The 22,699-nt window shown below is 45.5% G+C and carries 21 protein-coding genes and 2 pseudogenes; 11 read left to right on the top strand and 12 right to left on the bottom strand.

Annotation, left to right across the window (positions count from 1 at the left end; genetic code table 11):
* Window positions 1-6 precede the first annotated feature (6 nt).
* The 6 genes from merA to AC27IB_RS05645 form a co-directional block, all read right to left on the bottom strand.
* Window positions 7-1,674, bottom strand: coding sequence for a mercury(II) reductase (merA, locus tag AC27IB_RS05670; RefSeq protein ID WP_255053959.1), 1,668 nt, complete (start codon window positions 1,672-1,674; stop codon window positions 7-9).
* A 37-nt stretch (window positions 1,675-1,711) separates the two neighbouring features.
* The gene (merC, locus tag AC27IB_RS05665) at window positions 1,712-2,131 is read right to left on the bottom strand and encodes an organomercurial transporter MerC (protein WP_007642843.1); all 420 of its coding nucleotides are present in this window, start codon (window positions 2,129-2,131) and stop codon (window positions 1,712-1,714) included.
* Window positions 2,132-2,134: 3 nt separating this feature from the next.
* Window positions 2,135-2,410, bottom strand: a complete 276-nt coding sequence (gene merP, locus AC27IB_RS05660; RefSeq protein ID WP_011711647.1) for a mercury resistance system periplasmic binding protein MerP — start codon at window positions 2,408-2,410, stop codon at window positions 2,135-2,137.
* Between the two features lie 55 nt (window positions 2,411-2,465).
* A complete protein-coding gene (locus AC27IB_RS05655; protein ID WP_007642845.1) occupies window positions 2,466-2,813 on the bottom strand; it encodes a mercuric transporter MerT family protein in 348 nt (115 codons plus the stop codon).
* Window positions 2,814-2,906: 93 nt separating this feature from the next.
* Entirely contained in the window at window positions 2,907-3,293 is a 387-nt protein-coding gene (merR, locus tag AC27IB_RS05650) for a mercury resistance transcriptional regulator MerR (RefSeq protein WP_040133151.1), read from the bottom strand.
* Window positions 3,294-3,295: 2 nt separating this feature from the next.
* Window positions 3,296-4,318, bottom strand: a complete 1,023-nt coding sequence (locus tag AC27IB_RS05645; protein WP_370165586.1) for a tyrosine-type recombinase/integrase — start codon at window positions 4,316-4,318, stop codon at window positions 3,296-3,298.
* Window positions 4,319-4,522: 204 nt separating this feature from the next.
* Between AC27IB_RS05645 and AC27IB_RS05640 the strand changes: the two genes are divergently transcribed.
* Window positions 4,523-5,572: a DNA-binding protein gene (locus tag AC27IB_RS05640; protein ID WP_011711649.1), complete on the top strand. Its 1,050-nt coding sequence runs from the start codon at window positions 4,523-4,525 to the stop codon at window positions 5,570-5,572.
* 119 nt (window positions 5,573-5,691) lie between these two features.
* Window positions 5,692-6,024: a YnfA family protein gene (locus tag AC27IB_RS05635; RefSeq protein ID WP_040133149.1), complete on the top strand. Its 333-nt coding sequence runs from the start codon at window positions 5,692-5,694 to the stop codon at window positions 6,022-6,024.
* A gap of 48 nt (window positions 6,025-6,072) precedes the next feature.
* Here AC27IB_RS05635 and AC27IB_RS05630 read toward each other — a convergent pair.
* The 5 genes and pseudogenes from AC27IB_RS05630 to AC27IB_RS05610 all read right to left on the bottom strand — a co-directional run.
* A pseudogene (locus tag AC27IB_RS05630) lies at window positions 6,073-6,249 on the bottom strand (cation diffusion facilitator family transporter); the annotation flags it as partial.
* Between the two features lie 218 nt (window positions 6,250-6,467).
* Window positions 6,468-9,602, bottom strand: coding sequence for an efflux RND transporter permease subunit (locus AC27IB_RS05625; RefSeq protein ID WP_487119514.1), 3,135 nt, complete (start codon window positions 9,600-9,602; stop codon window positions 6,468-6,470).
* 60 nt (window positions 9,603-9,662) lie between these two features.
* Complete coding sequence (locus tag AC27IB_RS05620; protein WP_044447487.1) at window positions 9,663-10,598, bottom strand: efflux RND transporter periplasmic adaptor subunit; 936 nt, start codon at window positions 10,596-10,598, stop codon at window positions 9,663-9,665.
* Entirely contained in the window at window positions 10,598-11,932 is a 1,335-nt protein-coding gene (locus tag AC27IB_RS05615) for a TolC family protein (protein WP_123326248.1), read from the bottom strand. The genes AC27IB_RS05620 and AC27IB_RS05615 overlap by 1 nt, the downstream gene beginning before the upstream one ends.
* A 454-nt stretch (window positions 11,933-12,386) precedes the next feature.
* A complete protein-coding gene (locus AC27IB_RS05610) occupies window positions 12,387-13,004 on the bottom strand; it encodes a cation efflux transmembrane domain-containing protein (protein WP_278346604.1) in 618 nt (205 codons plus the stop codon).
* Between the two features lie 79 nt (window positions 13,005-13,083).
* On the opposite strand from AC27IB_RS05610, the gene cadR reads away from it, so the two are divergent.
* From cadR to AC27IB_RS05565, 9 genes and pseudogenes are all read left to right on the top strand, one after another.
* Window positions 13,084-13,473 (top strand): Cd(II)/Pb(II)-responsive transcriptional regulator, encoded by a 390-nt coding sequence (cadR, locus tag AC27IB_RS05605; protein WP_105937005.1) that lies wholly within the window; start codon window positions 13,084-13,086, stop codon window positions 13,471-13,473.
* A gap of 286 nt (window positions 13,474-13,759) precedes the next feature.
* Window positions 13,760-14,407, top strand: coding sequence for a helix-turn-helix transcriptional regulator (locus tag AC27IB_RS05600; RefSeq protein WP_487119510.1), 648 nt, complete (start codon window positions 13,760-13,762; stop codon window positions 14,405-14,407).
* A gap of 36 nt (window positions 14,408-14,443) precedes the next feature.
* Complete coding sequence (locus AC27IB_RS05595; RefSeq protein ID WP_123325195.1) at window positions 14,444-15,286, top strand: sterol desaturase family protein; 843 nt, start codon at window positions 14,444-14,446, stop codon at window positions 15,284-15,286.
* Window positions 15,287-15,456: 170 nt separating this feature from the next.
* Window positions 15,457-15,909 carry a hypothetical protein gene (locus AC27IB_RS05590; protein ID WP_105937008.1) on the top strand — a complete coding sequence of 151 codons (453 nt, stop codon included), beginning with the start codon at window positions 15,457-15,459 and terminating at the stop codon, window positions 15,907-15,909.
* 36 nt (window positions 15,910-15,945) lie between these two features.
* Window positions 15,946-17,253: an APC family permease gene (locus AC27IB_RS05585; protein WP_105937009.1), complete on the top strand. Its 1,308-nt coding sequence runs from the start codon at window positions 15,946-15,948 to the stop codon at window positions 17,251-17,253.
* A gap of 323 nt (window positions 17,254-17,576) precedes the next feature.
* Entirely contained in the window at window positions 17,577-17,960 is a 384-nt protein-coding gene (locus tag AC27IB_RS05580; protein WP_071980008.1) for a hypothetical protein, read from the top strand.
* A 97-nt stretch (window positions 17,961-18,057) separates the two neighbouring features.
* Window positions 18,058-19,857 carry a copper resistance system multicopper oxidase gene (locus tag AC27IB_RS05575; RefSeq protein WP_105937013.1) on the top strand — a complete coding sequence of 600 codons (1,800 nt, stop codon included), beginning with the start codon at window positions 18,058-18,060 and terminating at the stop codon, window positions 19,855-19,857.
* Between the two features lie 11 nt (window positions 19,858-19,868).
* Window positions 19,869-20,615, top strand: coding sequence for a copper resistance protein B (locus AC27IB_RS05570; RefSeq protein WP_105937010.1), 747 nt, complete (start codon window positions 19,869-19,871; stop codon window positions 20,613-20,615).
* 149 nt (window positions 20,616-20,764) lie between these two features.
* Window positions 20,765-21,531 (top strand): annotated as a pseudogene (locus AC27IB_RS05565) (IS5 family transposase).
* Window positions 21,532-21,712: 181 nt separating this feature from the next.
* Here the strand turns inward: AC27IB_RS05565 and AC27IB_RS05560 are convergent.
* Entirely contained in the window at window positions 21,713-22,693 is a 981-nt protein-coding gene (locus AC27IB_RS05560) for an IS5 family transposase (RefSeq protein WP_487119507.1), read from the bottom strand.
* Window positions 22,694-22,699 lie beyond the last annotated feature (6 nt).

The raw sequence follows: 22,699 nt of genomic DNA, 5'->3' as shown, positions 1-22,699 counted from the left end.
CCTCTCCTATCCTGCACAACAGGACAGTTCTTTGACATCCTTGTTAAAGGTTTGCGCGCAGAGCTTCAAACCTTCCACCATGGTGAGGTAAGGGAAAAGCTGGTCGGCTAATTCCGTCACCGTCATACGGTTGCGGATGGCTAAAGCCGCACTCTGGATCAGTTCGCCGCCTTCGTGAGCCAGGATCTGCGCGCCTAGCAACAACCCCGTTTCCTTCTCTGTGACCAGTTTGATAAAACCGTCGGTTTCAAAGTTGGCTAACGCACGTGGGACATTTTCCATACCCAGTACGCGGCTGTCGGTCTCAATATCCTGAGCCCTGGCTTGCTCCTCGGTCAGTCCGACGGTAGCCACCTGTGGATCGGTAAAGATCACGGCGGGCATGGTGGACAGATCCAGTTTGGCGTTGCCGCCCGTCATATTGATACCAGCACGGCTACCGGCGGCCGCGGCGACATAGACAAATTGCGGCATGTTAGAGCAGTCACCGGCAGCGTAAATACCAGCAACATTGGTTTCCATGCGTTCGTTAACAACGATTTCGCCCTTTTTGTTGGTGGTGACACCCACCGCGTCCAGATTGAGTTGGCTGGTATTGGCGTGTCGCCCGGTGCTTACCAGCAAACGATCACAACTGAGCTCGCCTGCATTAGTGTTCAGGGTGAATTGATTTCCATCGTGGGTCACTTGGGTGGCTTGCGTGTTGTTTAAAACTCGAATGCCTTCTTTTTCAAAACAGCCCGCCAGTTTTTCACCGATTATGGGGTCTTCACTGTAAAGTAGTGAGTGTCTTGCCAACACGGTGACTTCACTGCCCAATCGTCGGTAAGCCTGGGCAATTTCTAGCGCCACGACCGATGAACCAATCACCACCAGGTGCTGCGGCAATTCCTCGGCAAACAGCGCTTCGGTAGAGGTCCAGTAAGGCGTTTCGGCCAGCCCCTCGATGGGAGGAATGGTTGGCGTGGAGCCAGTGGCGATCAGGATTTTATCAGCAAAGATTTCCTGCTCAGTGCCATCATTTTTTCTGACTATCAGGGTGTTTGCATTTTTAAATTGCGCCCAACCTTTAAGTAAACTAAGCGCAGGATTTGTCTCTAGAATATTCTGATACTTTGCAGCGCGCAGCTCTTCGACTCGAGCGGTCTGCTGCTGAGCCAACAAGGCTCGACTCAATTGGGGCGCATGATTTTCCAGTCCGGCAAAGGGATTATTGCGTTGCTGCTGTGCCAATTGAGCGGCGCGGATCAAAATTTTTGAGGGTACGCAGCCGACATTCACGCAACAGCCGCCAATCACATCGGCTCCCTCAATAAGAGTGACCTTGGCACCACCTTCAGCGGCTTTGATAGCACAGGCAAAAGCGCCGGAACCCGTACCGATAATCGCCACATGTTGAGTTCGGTTGCTTTCTGTGTTGCTGGTATTTTCGTTGTCACAGTAGGCGTTCGGTGCTGTGTTTTCCGCTAAGGGGTTTTCTTTTGCGGTATAACCCAGGGCTTCAATCGCTCCAATGAGATCGGTTACGCTGACCCCACCGTTTGTGGTGATCGTTGCGCTGGCGTTTTCATAAGATATTTCAACCTTATTCACGCCTTCGATCGCATCGAGCGCTTCTTTAACGTGAGCGACGCAACTTGGACAGGTCATCCCTTCTATCGATAGTAAGATCATTCGTTTTCCTCAAATAGTAGTCAGGCATTGCGTCGTGTTAAACAGCACAGCTGTCATCATCACAGCGTTTATTCGCGGGTGAAAAAATATCCCAAAGCGATACGGCAACCATCAGACCTAACGCTGAATAGGTGACATAGCTGCTCCAGCCGTATTGGAAAAACGGATAGAGCGATAACAGCAATAAAATGGGGCCGACCACACCCAGCGCACTACGGTGCCATTGCCGGTGGCTGAACCAGCCAAGTCCGTTGAGTACCAGGGCAATCCAGGCAAACAACGGTAACAGGGTATTAACAAACAAACCTTCCCATTGGCTGAGAAAACCCAACCCGACCGCAGCGCCCAGGCTGGCGATGGCCGGGAAACACATGGCGCATCCCATAGCAGAAACCAGCGCGCCCAATGAGCTAATCTTATCGCCGAAACGGGTCAGTAACTGTATTAGCATTTCCATGCTTTACTCCTTGAGCGTTGATGGATAACCCGCATTAGTGGTGGCTTCGGTCAGTGCTTTTACTGTGGTTTTTTCGTCGTCGAATGTGACAACTGCCAATTTGGTTTCAAAGGTGACTTCAGCTTTACTCACACCCTCAACATTTTTTAAGGCATTTTTGACCGTAAAGGGGCAGGTCACACAGTTCATGGTTGGAACTTCCAAAGTAACTGTTTTCGGCGCAGCAAAAGCGGTCAGGCTGGTCAAGGCTAGCAAAGACAACAAGGCAATTTTCTTCATCATTTTCTCCAGTAACGTATTAAGTCATTAATAAAAGTGAGCGGTAAGAAAGTATTCAGGCAAACCAGACAATCCAATAATTGCTGGTGACTAGCACCAACGCAGTCAGTGCCGTTAACCAAAAGATCACCTGCCGGCGTTTTCGCACTTGAGGAACTGCACAGGCGGTGCCTGGCTCACAGTCCTCAACGGGGCGATAGACCTTCCAGCCTGCGAAGCCAAATAAGGCTAAAACCAGCAGGATAAAAATGGGACGATAAGGTTCTAACAAGGTTAAATTACCAATCCAGGAGCCACTCACGCCTAGCAGCAACAACACGAAAGGACCAGCGCAGCACAGGCCAGCGCCAACAGCCGCGATAACGCCGCCAATAATAGGTAGATTGGATTCTTTCTGTGACACGACTTACTCCTCTGATTTCAGTGTATGGAGCAAGTGTAATCTCCGTACCGATGTACGGAGTCAAACGTTTTTGTGATGCCCGTGTAAAACTAATTAAGGTTGCAGGGAGTCGATAATGGGACAATGTGAGTCATCGTTATTACTCTGACATTGCGTCAATAATGCCTTGAGTGCGCTTTCGAGCCGCTTCAGATCGGCAATTTTTTCCATGACGGCGCTGAGTTTATACTCGGCCAGCTCCTGCACCTGAGCACATGGGCGGTCATTCAAGCTTAGCAGGTTGGCGATCTCTTCCAGGGTAAACCCCAATTCTTGCGCCCGCTTAATGAACCGGATGCGATTAACCGTTTCATCGGGATAATGGCGGTAGCCCAACTCGGGTTTTGGCGGTTGCTCTATTAATCCACGACGCTCATAGAAGCGAACGGTTTCTATATTGATAGCCAGTTCTTTGGCAACTTTACTGATAGTTCTTGTCATGTTCATATCTCTTTTACCCGAACGGTATCTATAAGAACCGCCATTTTCTCCATCAATATATGGGTAGCGTTATTGGAGAGCTGCTGTCCTTCTTCAATGTACTCCCAGACGGTGGCATCGCTCTTCCATCCGCCTTGCTTTTTAATCAACTCAAAATCAACTCGTTCTCGGGCTGCCGATGTAGAGAGGCCGCGCCGGAAGCTATGGCTGCTCAATTCCGGTACAAAATCGAACTGGCAGGCGTTACCCAAAGTCTTGAGTAATTCATTAATGGCACTGGGATTCAACGCTTTAGGCTGAATCTTATCCCACCGGTTAATGGGGCGAAAAACCGGACCTTCATTAATGCCACCCAGTTCTATCCAGTTTTTCATGGCCGTAGCAGGACAGCAGTCTGGTGCACCGAAAGGTAATGCTCGCACTAAGCCGGAGGCTTGTTGATCGGTCTTGGAACTAGACAGCCGGATGAGAAGTCCTTCAGGTTCCCACACCAGATCACCGTAGCGAATGGCCACCAATTCGCTACGGCGAAAGGCACCGAAAAAGCCGGTCAACACCAGCGCGATATCCCTCAGTTTCTTTTTGGTGGTTGGTAGTTGCCGCAAATGATTCACTATTTGGGCGACGTGCTCCAAGCGCAATGCCTTGGCTTTGCGCTTGGGTTGGCCATGGGTACGACGAACGCCTTCCATGGTTTTGCGGACCAACGGATCACTTACTGGATCGATGAGCCCTTGATAATGGTGCCATTGGCTAATAGCGGTCAGGTGCAGATCCAGGGTTCGGGGATTAAGCGATTCGGCTCTGGCCAGCAGGTAACGCACGACAGTATCCCGATCCGAGGGCAGGCGACCACCCCATTTTTCAAATTGTCGAATGGCCGAACGGTAGGCTTTACGTGTGTTGTCGGATGTCGCTGCCTGGAGGTATTGCCGTAGTGGTTCGGGCCCCTGGCGTTCAACCAGGGTCGCATCCTTATTACGTAACGACAAGTTGCTAGCCTGTATTGGCGGTTTGTTGTTCATGAATAGGATTTCCTTCGATGTCGCTCAAAAGGCGGCTATGTACCGGCGTTACAAGTCGAAAATTTACGTCAAGATCAACTAGCCCACGATAAGGATGATTATCAGTGGTTAGTATCATGAATTCAAGCGATCTTGAAACGAACCAATATAATGTTATATTACGTGTTATGTAATATGTTACTAAATAATCCGAGAGGAATCACCATGGCCCGTGCCGGAGTCACTTATCACGATATCGCTAAAGCCGCTGAAGCCATTAAAACGCAAGGCCAGGAACCCACGGTGGATCGGGTGCGCGAACACCTGGGCACCGGCAGCAAAAGCACCATCGCGCCATTGCTCAAGCGTTGGCGGTCAGACAATGGGGAGGCGGCCGATGTCAGTGGGCTGCCGAACGACCTCGTCGAGGTGGTAAAGTCCCTGCATGAGCGGGTACAGCAGATGGCCGACCACCGTATCGAACAAGCTCGCCAGGAATTCGAGACTTTAAAGGAAGAACTCCGCAAAGAGTTGACCCATGCCGACAACACCATGGCGCAACTAACTGCCCGACAACGGGACCTGGAGAACCAGACCGAACGGCTGAGCAAAGAAAAAAGCGAGCAAAGTCGGTCCCTGGAAGACGCGCGTGTCAGCCTGGCCAAGGCCGAGTCCCAGCGGGACGAAGCTGCTGCACGGATTGTTGAATTGAAGGAGAGCGTTGCGGAACTCAAACAAGAAAATAAGGATATCCGCGATCATTTCGAACATTACCAGCAGCGTACTGCCGAAGACCGCCAGCAGGAGCGCGAACAATTCCGTTCAGTTAACCAGGGGCTGAACGATCAGATCCAGGATCTGCAACACCGGCTCGCCCAGGCTGAGTCGAGAGCGTCAGAGCTGTTTGACGCCAATGTGCAGTTACAACGACATGCCGATGAATTAAAACGGGCCAATGGGGCGCTAAATAGCGACGTGAAGGGAAAGATAGAAGATGTCCAGAACCTGAAACACGAGCTTGAAGAAGCCGTGGCAAAGTGCCGGGAATACCAGCATCAAAATGATCATTTGGCGCAAAACATGGCCGTGCTCACCACTCAGAAAGCTGATGTTGATAAGCAAGTGGCCGTCTTATCCCAAACACTGGAGACCACAAAAACCGAATTGAAAACCACCCAGGATAAAGCGGCGCTTCTGATCGACGAGAATAAAGTCATTCTTCAGGAAAAAGCCGTGATCCAAGGTCAATTTAAACAGCTCCAAAGTTCGCTGTAGCCGGATGGATGTATTTTGAGCGCCCGGCAGCTTAATAGTGGAATCGTCGTAGCTCATCAAATTTGTCGGTTCTTCCACTTGAAGCTTCTGTGCTTCTTCACATCAAGGATCTTTTGCCAATGAATCTGCTGTCAATTTTCACAATATTTGTAATTACTGCGGTTGCCGAAATTGTAGGTTGTTATCTGCCGTGGCTGGTACTGAAACAGAACAAGTCGGTATGGTTGTTAATTCCTGCTGCGCTTTCGCTGGCGTTATTTGCGTGGCTGTTGACGCTTCACCCAACGGCGGCAGGTCGCACTTATGCTGCCTATGCGGGCATATATCTGGGCGTTGCTCTCCTCTGGTTGCGTATTGTTGACGGAGTGGCGCTCACCCGTTGGGACATCGCGGGGGCTTTGGTCGCATTGGTAGGGGTTACCATCATCGTTATACAGCCAACGGCCGGTTAGGCAAGGCGCCATAATGTTGAATAATATCAGCCGCTTATGCTCAAAGTGGCTAAATCCAACGCTTTTACCGGCCGGACCTCTAATAGCGGTACTGTTCGTTAGCCAGCCACCAATAAACTCGATAATGGTGAACACCACATTTAGGAAAAACGCCCAACCAATACGCTTTGACGCATCACTCGAACGTCCATGTGAATGGTCGTGACTATGATTGTGACTGTGCATGATTTAACTTTTTAAACACATGATGTTTTGCTGCTTTACTAAAGTTCATAAAGCCCCTCCCACATATCTAATGTAGTTGCTTGGAGCGTCCTATTCATTTTCTTAATAGTATTATCGATTTAGTTACAAAAAAAAACCAATGACACCATCAACTATTACTTTCCAGCGCTTGTATTTCAAAGGTCGATACTAGGAATCGACCTTCTCCATAACCAGTATTAACTAGCGTGATTAATCGCCAATTTAGTTAAATGTCTCCCATACACTATTCTGTAGAGAACTGGTAGAACAACCAAAGTAAGCAGTGTCGAGGACAAAATGCCGCCAATCACAACAGTGGCCAACGGTCTTTGCACTTCTGCACCTATGCCCGTATTCAGCGCCATGGGCACAAATCCAAGGCTTGCAACTAATGCTGTCATTAATACCGGACGCAAGCGAATAAGAGCCCCTTCAACAATGCTATTCACTAATTCTCCGGTTTCTAGCAAACGTTGCTTGATGAATGACAGCATTACCAATCCGTTTAATACGGCAATCCCAGACAGTGCGATAAACCCTACCGACGCGGATATGGATAAAGGCATATCCCTTAACCAAAGAGACATTACACCGCCTGTTAATGCCAAAGGGATACCTGTGAAGATAATTAACGCATCACGTATTGAACCAAACGCAATTACCAGCATAGTCAAAATCACAAACAACGTAACCGGTACCACAATCGTCAATCGTTGACTCGCACTTTCGAGCTGCTCAAAGGTTCCACCATAGTCGAGCCAATAACCAGCAGGTAAATTTACTTCATCATTAATTCTCGCCTGAGCTTCCTCAACAAAAGTGCCAATATCTCTGTCACGCACATTTGCTGTGACAACAATACTACGTTTGCCATTTTCCCGGCTTATTTGGCTAGGTACTTCTTTAAATGCAAGTGTGGCTAATTCGCTCATTGGTACATGCTCACCAGAGGGCGTGACTATGGGAATGGTCTCAAGCTGAGTGAGTTCATTTCGAATGTCGTCGGCATATCGCACGACAATTTTAAAGCGTCTGTCGCCCTCAAAAATCATTCCAGCGGTTTCTCCACCTGTCGCAGCATTGAGCCATAACTGCAAGTCGGCTATATCCAAACCAAAGCGTGCCAATTGATCAGGCTTTGGTGTGACGGTGAAGATTGGAATGCCTTCTACCTGCTCAAGCCTCGCGTCATCAGCTCCTTCAATCGTTGAAATAACGGTCAAAATGTCAGAAGCAGATGCAAAGAGCGTATCTAAGTCATCCCCAAATAGCCTTATCCCCAAATCTGCCCTTACGCCACTAATCAATTCGTTAAAACGCATTTGTATAGGTTGCGTAAATTCATAATTATTGCCGGGCAAAGTAAACAAGTCCTCTTCAAACGTTTTCACTAACTCAGCTTTTGTCATTGATGGATCGGGCCATTGCTCCCTAGGCTTTAAAATAACAAACGTATCAGTAATGTTTGGTGGCATAGGGTCGGTGGCGACCTCACCCGTACCCGTGCGACCGAATACCGTCTGTACTTGCTCATACTGCATAAGTTTCGCTTCAAGAGTTTTTTGCATTTCAACTGCTTGTTCTACCCCTGTCCCAGGGATCCTAATGGCTTGTACTAAGATATCACCTTCATTGAGCTGGGGAATAAACTCGGAGCCTAATTTACTGCCCATCCATAAACTGCCGACAACCAAAGCACTCGCTGCTACTACCACTAGCCATCTAAAACGCAGCGCTCCGGTTAAAACAGGACGATAGACTGCCTTTGCACCTTTAATAATTGGGCTTTCTTTTTCGCTAATTTTACCTCTCATGAAAATTGCTATCGCCGCAGGCACTACGGTAAAACAAAATACCATTGCGGCAAGCAAAGCCATTATCACGGTCGCTGCCATGGGGTGGAACATTTTACCTTCGACGCCAGTGAGCGTGAACAAGGGGATATAAACAATGGTAATGATCAATACACCAAACAAACTGGGACGTATGACTTCATTAGTGGCTTCATAAACAACATTCAGCCTTTCTTTGAGCGGTAGAGTAGCGCCGTTTTGTTTCTGGGATTCGGATAATCGTCTGATACAGTTTTCAACAATGATAACTGCGCCATCGACAATCAAGCCAAAATCCAGTGCGCCTAAACTCATTAAGTTAGCAGACACATCGGTTTTGACCATACCCGATATCGTGGCAAGCATTGCCATGGGTATTACAGCGGCTGTAATAAGTGCAGCTCGCACATTCCCAAGCAAAACGAATAGCACAACGATGACAAGTAAAGCGCCCTCGACGAGGTTTTTCTGTACTGTGTCGATGGTTTTGTCAACGAGGCTTGTTCTATCGTAAACCGCTTCAAGGATAACGCCCTCGGGTAAGCTTGTTTTAATGGTTTCGAGCTTACTGTCCACAGCTTTGGCGACCGTACGAGAGTTTTCTCCCACTAACATCATTGTCGTGCCAATCACTGTTTCTTGGCCATTTAACGTGCCGGCTCCAGAGCGCAGCTCTTTACCGAGGTTGATTTGGGCGATGTCTTGAATTTTTACCGGTACGCCATCAATGATCTTAACAACCACTTGGCCGATATCGTCGATGCCCTTCAGTTGGGCTTCCGATCTGATCAGTACTTGTTGCCCATTTTGTTCTACAAAACCAGCGCCTTGATTCGCATTGTTGCGTTCTAGCGCACTGAGAAGGTCACCTGTACTTATCCCAAAGTTTATCATTGCGACTGGATTAGGATTCACATGATATTGCTTTTCAAATCCGCCTATCGCATAAACCTCGGTCACCCCCTCAACAAGCGACAATTGGGGCTTAACTACCCAATCATGGATCTCCCTTAATGCCATAGCATCATAGGGTTGACCGTTGTCCTGTCGCGCCTGAGGCTCAGCACTTAACGAGTACATGTAAATTTCACCCAAGCCTGTGGCGATAGGGCCCATTTCAGGGGTTAACCCTGTTGGCAATTGCGCCGCGATGGCGGTGAGACGCTCGTTGACGAGATTTCGTGCGAAATATAAATCGGTGCCCTCTTTAAACACGACTGTGACTTGCGACAAGCCATAGCGTGATATCGAGCGGGTATACGATAAATTAGGCAAACCGGCCAGCGAGGTTTCAACTATAAACGTTATGCGTTGCTCAGTCTCCAAAGGCGAGTAACCTGGGGTTGCGGTATTTATCTGCACTTGCACGTTGGTGATATCAGGCACAGCATCAATCGGCAGTTGTTTGTAACTGTACATACCAAAAAAGGCGACAAACAAGGCGAACAACATCATGACACCACGGCGCTCAATGGATAGACGGAGTATTGGTGCAATCATGCTCTCACCTCACCGTTTTTATGGACTTGGCTTTGCTTTTGACAATAAATGCGCAGGTAATTAGTCATCATCGCCCGCCTCCATTTTTAATAAATCAGCTTTTAGTAGATAGCTATTTTCTACAACGACTTGCTGGCCTATTTGAACGCCCTTCACAATCTCTACTAAACGGTTGTCCGTGTTCCCAAGTTTTACTTGGCGGGGGTAAAATCGTTCCCCTTCTTTGACAAAAACAATGGTTTGCCCATCTAACTCTTGTATTGAACTTTTGGGGAGAGCCAGATTGACTTCTTGGAACCCAATCTGAATATAACCCTCTACCATAGCGCCTAAAGGCCAATAACCACTGCCATTATCAACGTTCACAAACGCGATAGAATAAGGTTTGTCATCAGGTGAGGACGTAATGTGGCTTATACTTGATTGTTGCTGCAATTCCTCAAGCCTTAAAGTGACTTCCATATCAGCGGCAATACGAGTACGTTGTTTGGGGAAAATAGCTAATTGAGCAATTGCGCGAGAGTAATTAGCAACAGAAAGCAGTACTTGACCGTTGGTGAGCTCACCATCATTGGCGTGTCTAGCAATGATTTTTCCAGACATTGGTGAGGTGATTGAGTATTGATTTAAACTCTCGTTTGACTCAATGATTGCCAGTGTGTCACCTTTTTCTACTTTATCTCCAATATTCACCATGATACGTTTTACAACACCGTCGAAGCGGGCACGAATATGACTCAGTGATGCAGGATCATGAACTATCCGCCCAAACGTTCTGGTTGTGAGCGATAATGATCCTGACGCGGCAGAAGCAGTCACGATATCGTTTTCAAGCATCCGTTCTTGAGATAACACTACGTACTCGGGTCTTTCTTCGGCTTCCTCATCGTCATCATCAGCCAGGGCGACAGTAGCAAACAGTAAAGTCAGTAGCATGGCTAACACGCCAAGCAAGTCACGTGCGCTAGTGAGTAATGTAAATTGTGATGTATTCATTATTTTTTCTCTAGTAATTCTGATGATTGAGCAGACGTCGAGGGAGAGTCAGAAAACACGGGAATTCCCGTAAGTGCCTCTAGATCTGCGCTTCGAAGGTGGACTAAGCCTGCTGCTTTTATCAGTGCTCGTTGCATATCGATGAGTTGTTGCTGCGTTGTCACCCACTCTATGTAGTTGTAGCGACCACTTTCATAGCCTTCCCGCGCCAAGTTCAGTGCAGATTCCAATGTGGGAACGACATTGTCTTGAAGGGTCGTAACAGTGAGCAAGGCTTGGTCTTTTGCGCTAATGACTTGATTTATTTGGCGAGTGAGTTCACGAATTTTCGCTTGTTTTTGATAGTCGATACTGTCAAGCAATGCGCGCTGTTGTTCGTATTCTCCTAGATTCCGCTGCTTGGTATTTAACGGCACCGAAATACTGGCGACTAACGCTGTGTCATTAATTCCCTGCATTCTTCGGATACCGGCTTCCCACGCAATGTCGAACTGCTGACTGGCCTGAACCACTCTCAATCTGGCCTCTTGTACCCGATAGTTATCAGCATAAAGCAGAACGTGTGGATTGCTTTGAAGCTGTGAAAGCATATGTTCAAGTGACAGTGAATTTGGAAACGATAACAGTGTCCCTTCAACTTCCGCAAACGCAGCGTTAGTGTCACCCCACATGATGGCCAGGTCGCGTTTATACTCATTGAGTTTTTGTTCACTTATCAATAACGACAAACGCGCCTGCGACAACGCTGACTCTGCACGTTTTTTCTCAAGTGGTGAAGAAGCCCCCGCTTCAACCCGTGTAGAGACTGTCTGAAGCATTGTGCGAGCCAGCATTTCAGCTCGTTGCTCAGTCTTGTGCAACGCTTGTTGGACAATGACATTGATATATCGTCGAGTTGTTTCACCCAAGATGTCCAGCGTACGAATGCGCCGTTGTGTAAGCAGTTGTGCTTTTTTTGAACTCACCACATTCATTCGGCCGCTGACTTTATCTCCAAGCTCGATGACCGACGATAAGGTCAGTGTCAATTCGGCATCTTTGATACCAGACACTTCGCCTGTTCCCAACACATTTTCAACTTCAACCCCAACAGACATTTCAGGTCGTAAGCTGGCCATTTTTGATTCACCATCCAAAGCCGAAGATTTAAATTCGAACACAACTAAATCTGGGTTGTTTGATAATGTGCGTTTGAGCGCATTTTCAAGCGTGATTGAAGACTTTTGCGCATTGGCAGATTGAACAGATATGCTCATGGTTACCAGTGCAGCAGATATCAATTTCAGATACGCTGAGCTAGCTTTTTTTATGCCCAATGGGCGTGAAGAACTCATAAAAGAACCTTTTGTTCATAAGATAACGACATACATGGAAAGCACCCATGCAAACATATAGGAGGGAATGGATTAATGTTGAGGTGGGCGCAAAAGGCCTTCGACTAGGCCGTCAATGACGTTGCGGGAATAACTGTATTGATTGGTATATAACGGTTTAGATACGTCATTTATTGGGTGTTGTGTCAGAAACTTAATCTGTCCACATTGACATAGCACACAATGGAAACACTTAGACTCTTCACTCGACGTATTATCACCAGCATTTACATTTTTTTCGGGAACATCATAAGTGCCTATCGACTTTGATTGTTCAGGGACTGACGATACCTCCGCAGGGTAGTCATCGCATTGAGCGGCGAACGAAAAGCCCGATTGACACATGAGCAAAGTAATAAGTAGCCATGCCAACCTACGCAGTTTTGATGTGCAATTAAAAATTGGCATTTTCTTATCAACTTTGCGCATTAAGCGCTCGCTGTCTTTCATTTCCAGCCTCTTCGAGGATCATTTTTGCCCCGCGCAACACAACGCACGAAACTATCACACCGATAACCAGATCAGGCCATCGAGAATCGAGCCAAAACACCAAAACGCCAGCAAAAATAACGCCTAAGTTGGCAATCACATCGTTGGCTGAAAATATCCAGCTTGCCCGCATATGCACTTCTTCATTTCTTTGTTTGCGTATGATCACAAGACAAATGACATTAGCAACCAGTGCAACTGCCCCCATAGCCATCATTAATCCTGATACAGGTTCGCTACCGTAAATTGACCGTCTTACAATATCAATGATAATCAACAGACCCAATGCCATCTGAAAAAAGCCGCTAATTCTAGCCGCATTCGCTTTGTGCAATAGCGATTTACCAATAGCATAAAGGGCAACACCATAGACAACTGCGTCGGCGAGCATATCAAGTGAATCGGCTATTAATGCGGTTGAATCAGCAAGCAACCCGATCCCCATTTCTATAACAAACATTGTCGCGTTTATTCCCAAAAGCCAATACAAAACCTGTCGTTGAGACTGGTCTTTTATTTCAACTTCGCACCCACATCCGCTCATTGGAAACACACTCTTTACTGATGAATAAAATGAGTATAAAGTCTATACTTGGTATAGAGTCAACGGTTAGGAGAAAAAAATGAAAATTGGTGATGTCGCAAAGACGACAGGTTGTAGTATTCAGACCATTCGTTTTTATGAAAAGAAGGGGCTCTTGCCTGAGCTTAAGCGCTCAAGTGGAAATTATCGTGTCTACGACAAGGGGACTATTGAACAACTCCTGTTTATCAAACAGTGTCGTTCATTAGATATGTCTATCATGGAAGTAAAAACGCTAATGGACAGTCGTTCGAGGCCAGATCAGAGCTGTTCAAATATCAATACGTTAATAGCTAAGCATTTATCAGACGTCATTATTCGCATTGAAGAGCTAAACGCATTAAAGTCATCACTCGAAAATATGGCGTCAAAGTGTGATCAAAACAAAACCATTAGGGACTGTGGCATTTTAAATTATTTACACACTTAAAAGTGTAAGAAGCACACAGTTTCACTGTGCGCACTCGCCTTAACGTGTATCTATCGGCTAACATTCGTCATGCGTATAGATTTGTGAAGCAAAAAACACTAGCCTGAACTTTTGATTCTGAGGCAGCCATGCATATTCATTTGTGGCCCTACAAAGCGATTACATCGGAGTCAGTCCTGACAATAATTTTCATGCACATCATGCTGTCCAAATTTGCATTAGTTTAGACAAAGACATCTCGGTTCAAGATTACAGAGCACAAAGTATTCACACCGGACAATGTATTGTGATTTTCGAAGATGTCCCTCACAAGGTTTTGGCACAGGATCATCAAATTGTAGTCATCTATTTAGAGCCTGAAGATAGACAAAACCAACAATTTCTCACTGCCTTACGTCAAGCCAGGAGTGATGGAATTAATACTCTGCCGCTTACTGGCAAAGAATTGGGATCCATTTCTCAGCATCTATTTACTGACGTCGATATCGACAAAGTATGGAAAACAGTAAATAAAGCGGTAGGGCTAGTCTACAGTCCTGCGCTTTCATCGCGCCCTGAGGATAAACGGGTACGAGCGGTCATCGACATTATTGCTTCGCAGCGAGGTTGTGCAATCGATATGGCGTTTTTATCATCGAAGGTTTTCTTGTCCCCAAGTCGTCTCACACATCTTTTTAAGCAAGAAGTGGGTATACCTATTAGTCGTTTTATTGTCTGGTGGCGTGTGCGCGCCGCAATAGAACAACTGAGTAAGTCAGCAACATTGACTGAGGCTGCCCATGCTTCGGGTTTTTCTGACTTACCTCATATGAGTAAAACGTTTAAACAGCTGTTTGGATTTGCACCTTCCTCGTTATTCAAACCGCACACCATTATAAAATTCACAGTAATTAGCCGTTTGATACAAGCCGAATCAAGTTTGACTAGGGAATAATATACGCATCAATAAAAACGCGAATGTGTAAATACTATGAGAACGTTGGTCCAATGGATGTTCAGTCCATTATTTTTTTTAAGCTTTATCTTTGCTGCAACCAGTATTTCCCAAAACACAGGATCTCCAGCTTGGCTTATTCCCCTGCTTTTATTCGCCATCGCCTTATCTTTTGTAGCTGAGAAATGGTTACCATATGAAAAAGCATGGAATACACCGCAGGGAGATTTCGGGCGAGATATAGTGCATGCCATTGTCAATGAAGGCTCTTTGGCTCTCACGGTCGCGTTTATCCCAATAATGACCGCGATAGTGCCCCACTTCAGTATTTGGCCTCACCATTGGCCACTACTAGTACAACTTGGCTTTGCCATCATCGTCGCTGACTTTGGGATAACGATGGCACATTATTTTAGCCATAAATATAGCATGCTGTGGCGTTTACATGCGGTTCATCATAGCATCAAACGAATGTATGGGTTTAATGGGCTATTGAAGCACCCCCTTCACCAAGCGATTGAACTAAGTGCAGGTACACTTCCATTACTTTTAATAGGCATGCCCATAGAAATCGGCGCTTTGTTAGGGTTTAGTGCTGCCTTACAGTTGATGTTGCAACACTCAAACATTGATATGCGGCTTGGCCCGCTAAAATATATTTGGGCTGTTGCTGCAGGTCACCGGCATCATCACGTAAAAGACGGTACCAGAGGTGACGTTAATTTTGGGTTGTTTACACATTTATGGGATCACCTCCTTGGCACATTCGTCACCAATTCTAATGAACGACCCTCACCACGTAATGGGGAGCTAGGAATTGGTAGTCAACCTAATTACCCACAAAATTATATCTCGCAGCTTTTTCAGCCTTTTAAGTGAAAGATTTAGCTTTTGGTTTTCTAATCAACTGCTCGACAATTGCTGCTCCAGACTATTATTCATGAGGAATATTACAAACATGTAATCAAACAGTAATAGCAGCGTCATGAGTTAATTACTTATGTTCGGTAGCCTAACTTAGCAGTTATCGTTATTTCGAGGAAAAACAAATGCAAATTGAGCAATTCAGTGACATTTTAGAGTGGACAGCTAATTACCATAAGGCTCTCGCTGAACAACTGCATTGCTGTTGTAAGAAGACGGATTTGAACAAACTTGTACTCGATTATCTCGCAATGCATGAAAACCACCTAAGTAAGCTGATCTTAGCCTTCAAAAACTTAGGTAAAACCGGAGAATTGGATACTTATTTTGTTGAGTACATAAACGATAAGCCTGACATACCTTTGCTGTGTCCGCCTAACCTAGATGATTGCACTACTTATGAACAGGTCATAGAGCACGTTATGAAACGCCATCAACAAATTATCGAATTATTTTCGTATCTAAGGAAGCAAATGGTCGTTGGGCATCAAATAGAACTACTTGATTCTATTATAGAAACCGAACAACAAGAGATTAAAATAATGGCACATGGTATTAACCGAGCGCACGAATTATAAGCCTTTCATTGGATTCATAAACTATGGAGTGAGGTTGTGAGGAAGCACCAACACAAGTCAAATTACAAAGAAGGAAGTCTCAGTCTTATTGGCGCGGTTGCAATGGGTACAGGTGTCATGATCGGTGCAGGTATCTTTGCTTTGACCGGACAAGTGGCTGAATTGGCCCGCGAGTGGTTCCCATTAGCCTTTATCATAGCGGCAATGATCACATCAGCAAGCGCGTATTCCTACGTGAAGTTATCCAATGCTTATCCTTCTGCAGGAGGGATTGCCATGTTTTTACAAAAAGCTTATGGCAAGGGGACTGCCACTGCGGTTTTCGCATTACTCATGTACTTTTCAATGGTAATTAATGAAAGCTTAGTTGCGCGGACATTTGGTCAATATACCGTACAAATAATTAATACAAAACCCAACGATTGGTTTGTCCCAGCGTTAGGTGTAGCAGTATTGATCTTTGCCTTTTTCATAAACATTATGAGTAACAAGGCTATCCAATCTATTTCATTTGTAATGGGAATCGCCAAAGCTTTAGGATTGGCGGTATTAGCGTCTGGAGGAATATATGCGGCCCAAAGAGGAGTTGTTGACACTTTTGTTCAAACGACCGACGCTTCGATTGTTGACTTTCTGGGGGCCGTCGCGCTAGCCGTGTTGGCATTTAAAGGTTTTACTACAATAACAAATAGTGGCGGTGAAATCGAAAATCCACGTAAAAACGTGGGTCGCGCAATAGTCATTTCAATTGCGATTTGTATTTTCATATACCTATTAGTTGCCGCAGCAGTTGGAACAAACCTATCAATCCAGGAGATCGTCGCAGCGCGCGATTATGCATTGGCAGAAGCAGCAAAACCAGCCTTCGGACAATATGGACTTTGGATAACAGTCGGTTTTGCGATAATTGCTACCGTGTCAGGCGTCATCGCAAGTGTATTCGCTGTATCGCGTATGTTAGCGATGCTAACTGACATGGAGCTTGTACCACACAGCCATTTTGGTATGCCAGGAAATATCCAAAAACACACGCTGGTATATACAATAGTCCTTGCTATGACGTTAACGATATTTTTTGATTTAAGCAGAATCGCTTCTTTGGGTGTGATTTTCTATCTGGTGATGGATATTGCGATTCACTGGGGCGTACTAAACTACCTGCGTAAAGAAATTTCTGCCAACCGGTTTATACTGTTAACCGCCATTACATTAGATTTAATTGTACTGATAGCTTTCATCGTCGTTAAGGTGAAAACGGATAGCATCGTAATTTGGACGTCATTAGCGGGCTTGTTTCTGATAATTACCGCAGAGAAGCTTTATCTTAGCCGCAAAAGAAAATGATTTTACTGTTATATAGATAGGTAACTGAGGTCTGCATAACTCTTTTCCACATTCTGATTTTAGTAGAAGTAATCTCACACTAAATTGTAATCCGTATTTTCCGGCGAATGAAAATCGTTACTTTATTCAGCTCATTGATTGATAATTGTAACAGCAATATCACGTATTAAAGAACTTATGGCACAAATATTGGATTGTCTTAGGTAAACCGTAAATACATACTAAGCAAACGGCATAAGCCATCTGACGCTGTAAATGTTATGCGCGGATAGGTAATTTTTACACTGTGTCGAATTGCAGCTATTAAAGGATTGTAAATTTAGATGACTCACGACGACCACACGACAATAGCTTTAAGTACACTTATCAAGTGCTTGATGCTTATTGCAAGTGTGACTTATGGTTCATCTGTATTGGGTTGCGAAAGTGAAGGTACTGGCAACATCTCATCCATGAAGGGAACACCGGAAATTGAACAAGCAAAGCTGCATGTTCAAATGCACATTGAAGATAATGTTGATGAGAGCTGTCATGAGGAGTGCTGCACAGGATCTTGCGATTGTTCTCATGGAAATTGTTTTACAATTTGGCTACTGACCGGCAATTATCACTACAAAATTAAGTCATTTGATTATGTTTTCTCATTATTCGAAGGTGATTTACTACGGTCTCCTCCTTCTAGATTGCTTAGACCCCCAATAGCATAAGCCCGTTCTAGTTTTAACTACGAAAACTCGGTACATGCTCGGTCCGTTTTAACGTAAGCATGTGTCTGAATCTATCCATCAAATTAGAGAACAATTTATGTTAAACCAATTAAATAAAGATAGGCGCAGATTCGTTAAGTCTGCCGCTTTGACATTAGGTGGGACAGCGCTTTTACGTCAAATTTCACCAGCCTGGGCTAATCCAGAGGGCTTATCTCATGCTGGGCAAGAGTTAAAACCAAGTTTTGGAAACAACGTTGTCAGCGGGGAAAACATCGATATGATGATTAGCAGGCAGCACAAGCGTATTGCAAGCGCAGCTGGCCTACCAATTACAATTAATGGTTCGTCACCGGGCCCGTTAGTGCGTCTAAAAGAAGGTCAGCATGTCACTATAAATGTAACTAACAACTTGCTTGAAAGTACGTCAATCCACTGGCACGGATTGATACTCCCTTACACGATGGACGGTGTACCTGGCGTATCGTTTCCCGGTATCGCCGCTGGCAGTACCTTTACCTATGAATTCGATATTGAACAAAACGGTACATATTGGTACCACAGTCATTCAGGTCTTCAGGAGCAGCTTGGGCACCTTGGCCCCATGGTTATTGAACCAAAAGATGGCGACATCGGTGCAGATCGGGAGCACACCATTATTCTCAGCGACTGGACCTTTGAAGACCCTCACGATGTTTTCCGTCACCTTAAAGTTGCTGAGGGCTATTATAATTATCAGCAGCGTACAGTCGAAAACACGATTAAAGATATAAAGAGCCAAGGACTGATCAATACGGTCAAAGAACGAGCAATGTGGTCTCGTATGCGCATGAACCCAAGAGACATACTCGATGTAACCGGCGCGACCTATACATACCTGATGAACGGCCGTGACCCGCAAACAAACTGGACTGCATTGTACAAACCCGGAGAAAGCATACGCCTTAGGCTTATTAACGGGTCAGCAATGACCTATTTTGATTTCCAAGTTCCAGGGTTGGATCTGACAGTTGTTGCAGTAGATGGTCAGCCTGTTAAGCCAGTAACAGTAGGTGAAATACGGATCGCTGTTGCAGAGACCTATGATGTCATCGTAAAACCCAAAGATACTAAAACCTATACCATTTTTGCACAAAGCATGGACAGAAGTGGCTATGCCAGAGGCACATTGGCAACATCTGTCGGCAAAGAAGCAAGTATCCCGGCACTTCGCCCAATGCCTGAATTAGGTATGGACGCTATGGGGATGTCGGGAATGGCTGACATGGATTCAATGGACGCTACGAACAACAAGGAGACTTATGGTGGCCAAGAAAATCACGGTCCTAATCATTCGATGGCAGCGATGCAAAACAAGGTAGTTCCTGTGGACGGAATCCCTATTACGCACTCACCGGACGGTCACGGACCAGGTGCGTCTATGATTGCCAAAAATCCGATCAGCCGACTAGACGACCCTGGAATAGGGTTTGATGGAGTTTCTCACAAGGTACTTGTTTATTCAGACCTTACAGGTGCCAAGCAGTGGCCAGATAACCGTGAACCAACACAAACCATCGAACTGCATTTGACCGGTAACATGGAAAGATACATGTGGTCTTTTGATGGAAAAAAATTCACTGAAGTGGATAAGCCAATTCACTTTAAGTACGGGGAACGCGTGCGTCTCATTCTTGTCAATGATTCGATGATGTATCACCCCATCCATCTTCACGGTATGTGGATGGAGCTGGAAAATGGTAACTCCCCTTCCCCTCGTAAACACACGATCAGTCTCAAACCGAGCGAAAAAGTCTCTTTACTGATCAACGCTGACGCACCTGGCAATTGGGCATTTCATTGTCACCTTCTATATCACATGGACGCTGGTATGTTCCGCGTTGTAAACGTTTCTTAAGGAGTATCTTCATGAATTTGCGAATTATATTTGGACTAATAATACTTACCGCTACACTTCGCACTGTCGCACAAGAAACGCCTGAAAGCTGGCCATCGCCGGTCAAAGACACACTTAATGGTATTGTTCTATTTGACAGGCTAGAAGTAGCGCGCAACAACCGTGAGGAGAACATCGCGGTTTGGGATATGATCGCATGGTATGGAGGCGACACGTACCGTCTTTATTTTAAAAGTGAAGGTGAAAATAAACAAAACGATGGTGAACCAACCGACATTGAAAGAGCTGAATTGCTTGCTAGTCGCTTAATTGCACCCTTTTGGGAGATTCAGGTTGGAATTGGCGCCCGTGGCGAATTGACGAGTGACAGTAATATGGAAAATTATGCTGTTATTAGTCTTTTTGGAATGGCACCCTATCAATTCGAAGTAGATAGTTCACTTATTATTAACGAAGAAGGTGATGTCAGTGTCTCAATGGAAGCCGAGTATGACTATCGCATTTCACAAACCTCATATTTGCAACCGCGAATATCACTCTCTGCTTCACTTTCTGAGTCAGAACGGTTTGATAGACCTTCTGGGTTTAATTCAATTCGTGTTGGCCTTCGCTATCGAATGGAGGTCTCACGGGAATTTGCCCCGTATATTGGTGCCTATTGGTCTAGAGCTTTGGGAAACTCAGCGGATAATCTACGTGGCCTAGGCGATCCTGTGCATGAAGCAGGTGTGGTTCTCGGTGCCCGAGTGTGGTTCTAATGTCTGAATTATCCCAACAGTTTACGGCGTTACTGATTCAGTTGTCAGTCGCATTACTAAGGCGTGTTGATCTTTCGTGATTAGTTTTTGAGCGGCATGATAAAGAGTTGTAATTTGTTTCGCCAAAAATAAACTAACAACTCAATATCATGCCGAGACTAATGCTAACTGATAAACGGTGGCAAAAGCTACTTCAAGTAATGAAAAGCACGGGCCGCATTTATAATAAACCAGAACACAGAATGACGTTTGAAGGGATACTCTTCCGGCTGAGAACCGGAATTCCGTGGCGTGATTTACCAACAGAGTTTGGTGATTGGAGTGCTGTTTATCGCCGGTTTAATTTGTGGTCGAAGAAAGGTTTATTAAACATGTTATTCAATGCAATGAGTTAGCAAAACTCTCTGATTACGATTGGGTCTTTGCTGACGGCTCTATTGTTAAAGCTCACCAGCATTGTACCGGAGCGGCTACTGAGGATAGTGAATGTATAGGAAAGAGCCGAGGTGGTAACTCCACAAAAATACATTTAGCCGTGGATAGTGGTGGGCTTCCAATTTATTTTGAACTATCAGGGGGCCAGAGAAATGACATTGCTCGGGCTCAAAGTCTGGTTGACCATTTAAGGGAAGTAAACATTTTCGTCGGTGACAAAGGCTACGATAGTGACACATTGAGGAAATATATCGAAGCCAAAGGGGGGACTTCAGTCATACCCAAACGCAATTATGGCCAGGATATAGACAAAAGCAGTGTCGATTGGTGTCTATATAAGTATCGGCACTTAGTAGAAAATGCATTCGCACGAATAAAGCATTATCGTGCAATATCAACTAGGTATGAAAAATTAGCGAGGAATTATGCCAGTATGGTTTCACTGGCATTTTCGATGATGTGGTTGCCGATGTATCGCTGAGTGAAATATGTACAGCAAAGATCAACAAGCCTTAGGGAAACTGCGAATAAGTCCTGCAGTTTAACGCTCAGTTAAGCCGCAGCATCACCTGCCTAATTTTTAAACTCTAATTTTGCAGTTTAGGCCAATATGCCGCCGTTTTAGGCAGGATTTTGGCCTTATTTCGGGCTATTCCCGGATTCTAGACAGATCTTGGCTGTCGTCGCAACATCTGGTCAACTTTAAACACGTTCGCCAGAGTGAATAACATAGCCAATTGACTGTCGTTTTTCACCAGTCCCTTATAGCGAGCTTTGATAAAACCAAATTGGCATTTGATGATGCGAAACGGGTGCTCAACTTTTGCTCGGATGCTGGCTTTTAAATATTCGATGTTGATGGCCGTTTTGTTTTTGCGGGGATGCTTTTTCAGTGCCCGAACTTTTCCAGGACGCTCAGCAATCAGCCATTCCACATCCTTTTCTTTAAGTTCTTCACGCTTCTCTGCGCCTTGATATCCAGCATCGCCAGAGATGAATTCCTCATCGCCATGCAACAGGTTCTTCATCTGATTCAGGTCATGTTCGTTGGCGGCGGTGGTCACCAGCGTATGGGTCAGGCCGCTCTTGGCATCCACACCGATATGGGCTTTCATACCGAAGTACCACTCATTACCTTTCTTGGTCTGATGCATATCCGGGTCACGTTCATTCTTTTTGCTTTTAGTGGAGCTGGGTGCTTCAATAATCGTGGCATCCACCAGTGTGCCCTGCGTCATCATCACACCGCAGTCAGACAGCCATTGATTAACCGTTTTGAATAATTGGCGAGTCAGCTTGTGTTTTTCCAGCAAGTGCCGGAAGTTCATAATGGTTGTGCGGTCAGGAATGGCTTTATCCAGTGATAGTTGCGCAAATTGACGCATCGAAGCAATTTCATATAATGCATCTTCCATGGCTTCATCACCGAGGCTATACCATTGCTGCATACAATGAATGCGAAACATGGTCTCAAGCGCGTACGGACGTCTGCCATTGCCAGCTTTAGGATAAAAGGGTTCAATCACTTCCAGCAGTTGAGGCCACGGCAGCAGTTTATCCATTCTGGATAAGAATATCTCTTTACGAGTCTGGCGGCGCTTGCTGGAAAACTCACTATCGGCAAAAGTTAACTGTTGGCTCAAGGGCGG

Source organism: Alteromonas sp. 4NH20-0104 (assembly GCF_057547795.1).
This window is presented reverse-complemented; position numbering and strand designations above follow the sequence as displayed.

Coding starts and splice junctions, on each gene's coding strand:
- AC27IB_RS05570 (WP_105937010.1), top strand. CDS start 19,869: ATGAATTTGCGAATTATATTTGGACTAATAATACTTACCGCTACACTT.
- merP (WP_011711647.1), bottom strand. CDS start 2,410: ATGAAGAAAATTGCCTTGTTGTCTTTGCTAGCCTTGACCAGCCTGACC.
- AC27IB_RS05610 (WP_278346604.1), bottom strand. CDS start 13,004: ATGAGCGGATGTGGGTGCGAAGTTGAAATAAAAGACCAGTCTCAACGA.
- merR (WP_040133151.1), bottom strand. CDS start 3,293: ATGACAAGAACTATCAGTAAAGTTGCCAAAGAACTGGCTATCAATATA.
- AC27IB_RS05625 (WP_487119514.1), bottom strand. CDS start 9,602: ATGATTGCACCAATACTCCGTCTATCCATTGAGCGCCGTGGTGTCATG.
- AC27IB_RS05595 (WP_123325195.1), top strand. CDS start 14,444: ATGAGAACGTTGGTCCAATGGATGTTCAGTCCATTATTTTTTTTAAGC.
- AC27IB_RS05575 (WP_105937013.1), top strand. CDS start 18,058: ATGTTAAACCAATTAAATAAAGATAGGCGCAGATTCGTTAAGTCTGCC.
- AC27IB_RS05640 (WP_011711649.1), top strand. CDS start 4,523: ATGGCCCGTGCCGGAGTCACTTATCACGATATCGCTAAAGCCGCTGAA.
- merA (WP_255053959.1), bottom strand. CDS start 1,674: ATGATCTTACTATCGATAGAAGGGATGACCTGTCCAAGTTGCGTCGCT.
- AC27IB_RS05645 (WP_370165586.1), bottom strand. CDS start 4,318: ATGAACAACAAACCGCCAATACAGGCTAGCAACTTGTCGTTACGTAAT.
- cadR (WP_105937005.1), top strand. CDS start 13,084: ATGAAAATTGGTGATGTCGCAAAGACGACAGGTTGTAGTATTCAGACC.
- AC27IB_RS05580 (WP_071980008.1), top strand. CDS start 17,577: ATGACTCACGACGACCACACGACAATAGCTTTAAGTACACTTATCAAG.
- AC27IB_RS05615 (WP_123326248.1), bottom strand. CDS start 11,932: ATGAGTTCTTCACGCCCATTGGGCATAAAAAAAGCTAGCTCAGCGTAT.
- AC27IB_RS05620 (WP_044447487.1), bottom strand. CDS start 10,598: ATGAATACATCACAATTTACATTACTCACTAGCGCACGTGACTTGCTT.
- AC27IB_RS05635 (WP_040133149.1), top strand. CDS start 5,692: ATGAATCTGCTGTCAATTTTCACAATATTTGTAATTACTGCGGTTGCC.
- AC27IB_RS05590 (WP_105937008.1), top strand. CDS start 15,457: ATGCAAATTGAGCAATTCAGTGACATTTTAGAGTGGACAGCTAATTAC.
- merC (WP_007642843.1), bottom strand. CDS start 2,131: ATGGAAATGCTAATACAGTTACTGACCCGTTTCGGCGATAAGATTAGC.